At 39.6% G+C, this 4,809-nt stretch carries 4 protein-coding genes; all 4 read right to left on the bottom strand.

Features of this window, described 5'->3' with window-relative positions:
* Positions 1–443: 443 nt before the first annotated feature.
* Complete coding sequence (locus AB4484_RS04510; RefSeq protein ID WP_372076628.1) at positions 444–1,394, bottom strand: replication initiation protein; 951 nt, start codon at positions 1,392–1,394, stop codon at positions 444–446.
* Between the two features lie 680 nt (positions 1,395–2,074).
* Positions 2,075–2,506 carry a hypothetical protein gene (locus tag AB4484_RS04515; protein WP_372076630.1) on the bottom strand — a complete coding sequence of 144 codons (432 nt, stop codon included), beginning with the start codon at positions 2,504–2,506 and terminating at the stop codon, positions 2,075–2,077.
* Positions 2,507–2,840: 334 nt separating this feature from the next.
* Complete coding sequence (locus AB4484_RS04520) at positions 2,841–3,167, bottom strand: hypothetical protein (protein ID WP_372076631.1); 327 nt, start codon at positions 3,165–3,167, stop codon at positions 2,841–2,843.
* Complete coding sequence (locus AB4484_RS04525; protein WP_372076633.1) at positions 3,157–4,380, bottom strand: peptidoglycan-binding protein; 1,224 nt, start codon at positions 4,378–4,380, stop codon at positions 3,157–3,159. The genes AB4484_RS04520 and AB4484_RS04525 overlap by 11 nt, the downstream gene beginning before the upstream one ends.
* Positions 4,381–4,809 lie beyond the last annotated feature (429 nt).

Genomic DNA, 4,809 nt, shown 5'->3' on the forward strand with positions numbered 1-4,809 from the left:
GCTACGCATCCTAGGTCTTAGAAACATGTTTCTAAGCTGCTCTTTTCTTTGCTTTTATTTTTTCTTTTCGTGTAACTCTTACCTGTAACCTGTACTTGTAACTATCGTTACAGGAAGTAGTTACACGAAAGAGTTACAGGTAAACATTAAGAAAATTTGAATTATAGAGTGGCAGTGCCACAACTTAACATCGAGTGTATTCCGCTTGCTCGGTGTTCGGACGCTTCGCTTACTCACACACTGCGCCGAGCGGTGTAGATAAAACAGCAAAGATAGGAATCTCTTTAAGCGTAATCTCAGCGTCCAATAATATAACGTGGTCTCAAAGAATGAATGTAAGGCAAAGGAACTCTAGGAGATAACCCGAAAGAATCACGCTTAAAGCTAGAAAGCAAAACAGCCCTAAAAAGGGCTGTTATCTGATAAGGCTTGTTTCGATCACCTTATGAATTGCGCAGAACCACACTAACCGTACTTGCAGATATGGAAAGATCTCTAGCAATACAGCGGTTTGATAAACCCTGTTCCTTTTTTTTCATGATCATTTTATCACGTTGGTACTTATCTAGTTTCGATTTAGATGGTCTACCGCCTCCTTTTGAAACCTTACCACCATTTGCACCTTTTCTTGCTTGGCTTGCTCTAAAGGCTTGAGGAGTGAAATGCTTGTACGTCCAGTTAGCGATGGACTTAGCTATCGTTTTCACCTCTGACACTGGCAAAGGTACTTTAAATTGAGCGTTAATGGCTTCTACGTGGTCATATACAGCGCCATTCCACATTAGCTTATAATCTGGTGTCCAATAGTCCCTAATGGCTCTGTATGCCCACTTGCTTGCAGATTCAAATAACTCACAATTACGACCTAAGCCAGAAGACTCGATCCCTTTCTTTGGATGACCTTTTAAATCTAAATAATCCGCTAACTCATCTAGGGTATATTCGTGATCTGTCCAGACCTCAGTTTGCCAGTGACCGTGTAATGGGTTTTTAGTTAATAGACCTGTAAAACCTCTATCCGCCTTTAACTTCTCTGTCATGGCTGACTCAATGGCCGCTAGGTACTTCATCGGCTCAAGGCGAGCCATATCAGAAAGACATACTGGCACTTTCAAACGGTAGCTAAGATGAGCGTGTGCGTTCTTTGGGGTCTTAGAAGACCAACATGGAGGTGGTAGGTCGTTGTCGTACCAAGCTAGAACCGCACCTTGTTGATCAATATCAAAGATCAGATAAGTGACCAACTTAGGTTGATTAACTTGTAGATACTTCTTCTTAATCGCTGTGTTTTTGGGGCGTATGTAAGTGACACCGAGTTCATCAGTGCAATAGGGCTTATAGGGAAGCGTCTCGATTAGTTCAAGTTGAAGAGCATTTGATTGTTCCGGTTTCACACATAACTGCACTTATGGCGGTTATGTGTGGATTGTATTTGTTTATTCATGTGTTAAAATTCACTTGTTAAAGTTATCTTAAGACTAGCCCTGAACCCTCGCCTTTCCGCCAAGTCAGAACGAGATTTAGGGCTTTGTTTTATCTGGTGTTTATCTTACTCCGCAATATCTCGCTTCGCAATTTTCCCTTATCGATTTTACTACCAGACATAAAAAAGACAGCTATAGCGACCTTTAGATAATCATTGTTCTACCGAAACACGGCACTTCGCACTAAGTGTCGTTATGGTAAATTTCAATCGGCGGCAGGGCTTCTTGTATTTCGCCCAAACGAAGCACTAATGTCTGAAAGTCTCCTTATATTACGGGGATATAACCACAGAGTTCTAGAATAGAGCTCCCAGCCAAATAGGACATGTGGAGCATGAAATGAACAAAAAACCACACCATCAACTGTACCTAATAGTTCAGAAATCGGAAAATGAGACCTTCCCTCTCCAGACATACTACCCATACTTCTATTCCGCAAAATATTGATTGAACAATCCCCATAAATTAAAGGGAATCGATCATAAATAGATGCTGAAAGTTTGATAATTCCCCATTCCAAGTAGAATGATTGCAATTGCACCTTGACTGAACCATGTGTTGTTTTTATTTCACACCAATAGAGAGCACCTCTAGACATTAAAAATTACCTTAATACAAGCCTCATCGATATCATAAAACCGAGCTAAAGCCTTCTTTGCATCTTTAATGCTTAACTTTAACTCTTCTGATTTATCTATAATTGACAAGTCGGAGAACTGCTTCCATTCAAAATCCAGTGATATCAACTTGCTATCCGAACCAACTTCATACTCCAACTGGTCTTGAGTATAGTATCCAATGGGAGATTGCCCCCCCCATTGGATATTAGTCCCAGGCTCTACATGAGCATATCGATCAAACGTTATAATTTTCCTATCACCCGATTCGATATATTTCTCATTATTTAATTCTAAAATCAAAAATGCATCCCGATGCTTGTCATCAGGAGCATCCCAACGAGTTCTAGCGCCATTTTTGTTTTTAGTACAAATCAGATAGTCACAGCGCTCAATGCTGTTCACTGACGCTCTCCAATATCCACAACCTCTCTGCCCGACAAAATCATCTAAGTTATCAGTCGTCAGACACACCATATAATGAGACATAAATCACCGATATACAAACCAAAGAAACAAAACAATACATTAAAGATAACCAACAATAAATCATTTATTTTCAATTTTAAGCTAAGAATCGGAAAAAGCTTGATAGATTGCAAACAATAGACAGATAGCCACTGAAAACCGGTGTTCATTATTCCTATTATGTTCAATTGCGTGACTCCGTAACGAAGAACGGCTCCCAATCGGGAGCCGTTCTTGTGTCTAAATCAGGATTCGCACTAAACGATTTAAGTTAAATAAAGCTTTGCCATAGTTGATATATAGTAAAAGCAACACACCCTATGGTGCATAAAAACATAGACCATCGATGAGAATAATAGGAGCTTAATATTGCATCATGATCATCAGCGTCTACATTATGAATAACTCCATATCTCATCATTCCTTTACCTTTACAATAACGACGAAGCCCCAAACCTGATGATATAAAAACCACAACCCATAGAACTGCAATATTTAAGACATCGCCTCGAAAAAACACCAACCCTAAAACGAAGCACAAAACAAATATTCCATCAGATATATTTACATATTTCCATATTTTATCTTTACTTATCATCGCTTAAAACATTCCCAGAAAAATAACTAGCAACACTTTCTGATGTTGCTTGAGTTCGATTAGAAAAGTTGAGAAGCCTTAATCTATAAGCAACTCCAGCTCCCATCGCATAAGCCAAGGCAGGATCAAAGTTCCCTTTAGTCGCAGATTCAGCAACATCAGCCAAAACTATTCTTTGCAAAGGGATTAGATAAGGATTAACAATCAATGCTACACCAATCACCTGCATTACATCCGAACGTTTATCTTGCGTAGCTGCCTCAATATAATCCTGAAATGCATGATCTTCCATGTCGATATTGGCATTTCTCATCAAACATTCAGGCGTTGCACAACTGGCTTTAAATCGAACATTGAACGACTCATTATTAACCGTCAGGTTTCGTCGGTAACTGCTGTCTTGTGGAGTTTGCTTGTCTCTTTCTGAGTTTAATCTTTGTCGTTCTTTTTCTGTAATTTGAAGAGCTTCAGCTCCTTCAACAAAACCATTTTTAACCTGATAGATAAGATCATAACCGATTTCATAAGTAATATTTTCTTCGTTATACCCTTTCAATATCACATCAAATGCTTCACTAAATTCTTTTACCGCTTGGCTATGAACAGAACTTTCAAGATTCAACGTAGGAAGAAACCTTAAAAGATCTTCAGTAGCTTTAAGTACCTCTGGCTCAAGAGATAAAGAGCCGTCCCACTGCTCAATAATCGCTTCATCCAACGCTAACACCGTATTCTTATCAATCACACCATCGGTACTATTCAAAACATATTGTGTATGGATGCTATGTGTAGGGACGTATAGTTGTTGAAACTTTTTAACCGCTTGCTCTGTTTCACTTCCAAAGCTTCCGTCAACCTTTCCTTGATAGACACTCACTTCTTTCAATGCTTCTTGAGCTTTTAACACTTCAAAGCTTTTCATTCCGAGAGACAGTGAAGAAAACGAACCTTTCCCCAAAGCATTCATATTCTCTTCATTTTTTAACAACGTTGATTTGAGTATTGGTGTGTTATTGACTTGGTGCGGGGTTTCTTCGCGTAAAGAAGCTTGTTGCTTTTCTCTTTTTTTTCGCAATTCTGTCTCATCGTGCTCCGCCCACATCGCGTTTATCCTTGCTACTTTTCTATCAACATTAGGTTCAGTCGGCTTAGACGTATGCGACCAAAGGCCTAATGATTTCCCATATTCGTAATGCTGCTCTTTTGTTGGCATCGATTGTCTCCAAAAATAAAATAAAGATAACAGCTTGAACCTTTCGGCAAAAACATTCTCAGAACATCCTGAACGCGGTGTTCATTATTCCTATTATGTAAAATCCGCGACTTTACTATCAGAAACACCGCCTAGAAGCCCCTCACACAGCCTGTGAGCCATTTTAAGAACCAAACCCACCCACAGACACACAGATTCACTTTGAAAGTTAATTTCACAACTAGAGGGTTTCACAGTGCGAATTAACATCTTTTGAACTCACCCAAAAATCACACCGTAACGCTCATAACTGAAACTTTCCCCCTAAGATCGTAATTTCTCGTGAAATGGACGAAGTCCTTTCATGAGGAAGAACGATCCGACAATCGAACGGAGTGAGTGCGTCAGAAAAACAACCCAAAGCCTCGCTGAGTCACATCGTAGATCGGG

It is taken from the genome of Vibrio sp. 10N.261.46.A3 (assembly GCF_041472995.1).
Taxonomy (GTDB): domain Bacteria; phylum Pseudomonadota; class Gammaproteobacteria; order Enterobacterales; family Vibrionaceae; genus Vibrio; species Vibrio coralliirubri.

Coding starts and splice junctions, on each gene's coding strand:
- AB4484_RS04520 (WP_372076631.1), bottom strand. CDS start 3,167: ATGATAAGTAAAGATAAAATATGGAAATATGTAAATATATCTGATGGA.
- AB4484_RS04525 (WP_372076633.1), bottom strand. CDS start 4,380: ATGCCAACAAAAGAGCAGCATTACGAATATGGGAAATCATTAGGCCTT.